At 59.8% G+C, this 3,556-nt stretch carries 5 protein-coding genes; 4 read left to right on the top strand and 1 reads right to left on the bottom strand.

The features are described 5' to 3' along the window. From ACESMD_RS07920 to ACESMD_RS07905, 4 genes are all read left to right on the top strand, one after another. The coding region (locus ACESMD_RS07920) for an amino acid ABC transporter substrate-binding protein (protein WP_372611980.1) at positions 1-647 on the top strand (647 nt) is incomplete at its 5' end. Between the two features lie 147 nt (positions 648-794). After that, on the top strand, positions 795-1,511 hold the full coding sequence (locus ACESMD_RS07915; protein ID WP_372611978.1) for an amino acid ABC transporter permease: 717 nt from the start codon (positions 795-797) through the stop codon (positions 1,509-1,511). Then, positions 1,512-2,168 (top strand): amino acid ABC transporter permease, encoded by a 657-nt coding sequence (locus ACESMD_RS07910; protein WP_372611976.1) that lies wholly within the window; start codon positions 1,512-1,514, stop codon positions 2,166-2,168. Continuing rightward, the gene (locus ACESMD_RS07905) at positions 2,165-2,893 is read left to right on the top strand and encodes an amino acid ABC transporter ATP-binding protein (protein WP_372611974.1); all 729 of its coding nucleotides are present in this window, start codon (positions 2,165-2,167) and stop codon (positions 2,891-2,893) included. Before ACESMD_RS07910 ends, ACESMD_RS07905 begins: the two co-directional genes overlap by 4 nt. A 148-nt stretch (positions 2,894-3,041) precedes the next feature. Here ACESMD_RS07905 and ACESMD_RS07900 read toward each other — a convergent pair. Next, a partial coding sequence (locus ACESMD_RS07900; RefSeq protein ID WP_372611972.1) for an aspartate/glutamate racemase family protein occupies positions 3,042-3,556 on the bottom strand: 515 nt, incomplete at its 5' end.

Raw genomic sequence — 3,556 nt, 5'->3', positions numbered from 1 at the left:
GCGAGATCGGTGTCGAAGAGCTGAACATCGAGTGGGTGCCGGTGTCGCCCCAGACCCGCATCCCGCTGATGGCCAACGGCACGCTCAACATGGAGTGCGGCTCGACCACCAACAACCTGACCCGCCAGCAGCAGGTGGACTACGCCTTTATCACCTACATCACCGGCACAAAGCTGCTGACCAAGAAGGGTAGCGGCATCGCCAAGGTGGAGGACCTGTCGGGCAAGCCCATCGCGCTGGCCCAGGGCACCACTAACGAGCGCGCGGTCAAGGAAGCCATCGAGGAGCGCGGCATCCAAGACGTGAACGTCTTGTCAGTGAGGGATCACTCCGAAGGGTTCCTGGCGTTGGAGACCGATCGCGTGGACGCCTATTCGACCGATGACATCCTGCTCTACGGTCTGATCGAGAAGTCGAGGGATCCCGACACCTTCGAGGTGGTGGGCGATTTCCTGTCTTACGATCCCTACGCCATCATGCTTCCGCAGAACGACAGCAAGTTCCGTCTGGTGGTCAACCGCCGGCTGGCCGAGCTGTTCCGCACCGGTGAGATCGAGAAGATCTACAGCAAGTGGTTCGAGCTCCTAGGCGTGCCTATGTCCGACCTCCTGCGCGCCAACTTCAAGATCAACGCCCTGCCGGAGTAAGAGGTCCTTTCAAAACTGCCTTTTAAGTTGCTTGAAGCAGATCAGTGAGCAGCCCAACAAGGTGAAGGCATAGTGAATGTAGGCATGGAGCTTTCGGGGTCGCTGGCGTGACCCCGATCATGACTGGGCGCTCATTGGGGAATACTAATGAACTACAACTGGAATTGGGCGGTCCTGTTCCAGGAACCCTACCTGGGCTGGCTTTTCTCCGGCTTGCGGTGGACCCTGCTGGTGGGGATCGCCGCCTGGGTCATCGCCTTCGTGGTGGGCTCCACGATCGGCATCCTGCGCACGGTGCCCAGTCGCCTGGTACGGACCCTGGCGGCGGCCTATGTCGAGCTGTTCCGCAACATCCCTCTGCTGGTGCAACTGTTCGTGTGGTACTTTGTTGTGCCCGAGCTGCTGCCCGACGACCTGGGTCTCTGGGTCAAGCGCGACATGCCCAATCCCGAATACTGGACGGCCGTCGTGGCGCTGGGCGCCTATACGGCGGCCCGCGTGGCCGAGCAGGTCCGCTCCGGCATCCAGACCATCCGCAAGGACCTGGTGAACGCGGGTCTCGCGATCGGGCTCACACCGCTTCAGACCTATCTGTACGTCAGGCTTCCGATTTCCTATCGGATCATCGTGCCGCCGCTGACCTCTGAATTCCTGACCATCTTCAAGAATTCATCGCTGGCGTTGACCATTGGCGTGCTGGAACTGACCGCTCAGGCGCGGCAGATCGAGAACTACACCTTCCATGGCTTCGAGGCGTTCACCGCCGCGACGGTGCTTTATCTGGTCATCACGCTTCTGGTGGTGCTGCTGATGCGCCTGATTGATCAGAAGACGCGAATCCCGGGCACGGGGGGGGCAAGGTAGATGGGTGATTTTGATTTCCAGGTCATTACTGAATCGCTTCCGTTCCTTCTCGACGGGCTGCTCATCAGCTTCCAATTAACCTTTCTGGCGCTGGTGGCGGGACTTGCCTTGGGCACCATCCTGGCGGTGATTCGGGTCTGGGGACCGGCGCCGCTGCGCTGGTTCAGCGCGGTCTACGTCAACGTCTTCCGGTCGATCCCGCTCATCCTGGTGATCTTCTGGTTCTACTTCCTGGTGCCGCTACTGATCGGCCGCCCGGTAGGCAACTTCACCAGCGCGCTGATCGCCTTCTCGCTGTTCGAGGCGGCCTATTATGCCGAGATCATGCGCGCCGGACTCAATTCGGTCTCGCGTGGACAGGTCTATGCCGGCCAGGCCATCGGGCTGTCGCCGCGACAGAACTTCCAGTACGTGATCCTTCCCCAGGCGTTCCGAAACATGATCCCGGTCCTGCTGACCCAGGCGATCATACTGTTCCAGGATACCTCCCTGGTCTACGTAGTGGCCCTGCGCGATTTCATGACCTCGGCCAGCGTGGTGGCCAAGCTTGAAGGGCGGCTGTCCGAGATGTACCTCTTCGCGGCTCTGGTTTATTTCGTCATCTGCTTCTCCGGCTCCATGCTGGTTAAGTACCTGCAGAAAAAGAAGGTCGCATGATCAAAATCGACAACATCGACAAGTGGTACGACGACTTCCACGTCCTGAAAGGCTGCTCGCTCGAGGTCGAACGTGGCGAGGTGATCGTCATCTGCGGTCCGTCCGGCTCGGGCAAGAGCACACTGATCAATTGCGTCAACGCGCTGGAGGCGGTCGACACAGGCCGCATCTTGGTCGACGAGATCGACGTGACCGCCAAGGGCACCAAGCTGCCCAAGGTGCGTGCACGTATCGGCATGGTGTTCCAGCATTTCGAGCTGTTCCCGCACAAGACGGTGATCGAGAACCTGATGCTGGGCCAGATCAAGGTGCTCAACCGCTCGCGCGACGCGGCGCGCGAAAAGGCGGAGAGCCTGCTGGAGCGGGTCGGCGTAGTTGATCAGGCGGAGAAGTACCCCTCTGCCTTGTCCGGCGGACAGCAGCAGCGGGTGGCGATCGCCCGGGCTCTGGCCATGGACCCCATCGCCATGTGCTTCGACGAGCCGACCTCGGCGCTCGATCCGGAGATGATCAGCGAGGTGCTGGACGTCATGGTCGAACTGGCCAAGGAAGGCATGACGATGATAGTGGTCACCCACGAAATGGGCTTCGCCCGTAAGGTGGCGCGCCGGGTGGTCTTCATGGACGAGGGGGAGGTGAAGGAGATCGCAGCGACCGAAACCTTCTTCAAGAATCCCGAGACTGACCGCGCTAAGGAGTTCCTGTCGAAGATCCTGGCGCACTAGGAGCCTTCAGTATAAGGCCTGGAGGTGTCTACGAAACTCGGGGGGATTCACTACCTCGGCTCATCACAAGCCGAGCTAAGCTAAGAGATCTCGATGTGAATAAGACGCTGACGGATAACGATTCCTGATAGCTCAAGCTAGCGGAGCTTCAACGCTCACCTGCAGCCGCAACAACGTCCACTGCTAATACTTGAAGAGTATCGAATACCGGAATAGGTGCGTTATCCAGTGCATCCGCGATTACGGAGAGTTCAGTGCAAGCCAGAACCAGTACATCAGCACCATGGTTACATAGGTCAGTGGCAGCTCTAGTGAACTCAGTAATGGTGTCGGGCTGGCGCCCCTGTCCACGCTTGACGGCGCGAATCACTTCCAGCACGGCGTCTTCGTCGCTCGGGTATACCAGCGACAGTTCGCGCCGCTGGGCGAACCCTTCATAGAGACCGATCTTGCGCAGGGCGGGAGAGCACAGCATGCCAACTTTAGCCCCAGGTATGTGGCGTACGATGGTGTCCAGGGTATGCTCGACGATGTGCCAAACCGGTATACCTACGGCATCTTGGGCATCCTCCCAGTAATAATGCGCAGTGTTGCAAGGCATGACCAGGAAGTCGGCGCCGGCCTTTTCGAGTCGCCGCGCCATGGTGGCAATCGCGGGCCCCG

Origin of the sequence: Halomonas sp. (genome assembly GCF_041689495.1) — a bacterium.
Taxonomy (GTDB): Bacteria; Pseudomonadota; Gammaproteobacteria; order Pseudomonadales; family Halomonadaceae; genus Halomonas.
Note: the sequence above shows the minus strand (reverse complement) of the source record. Positions and strands in the feature narration are given on the sequence as shown.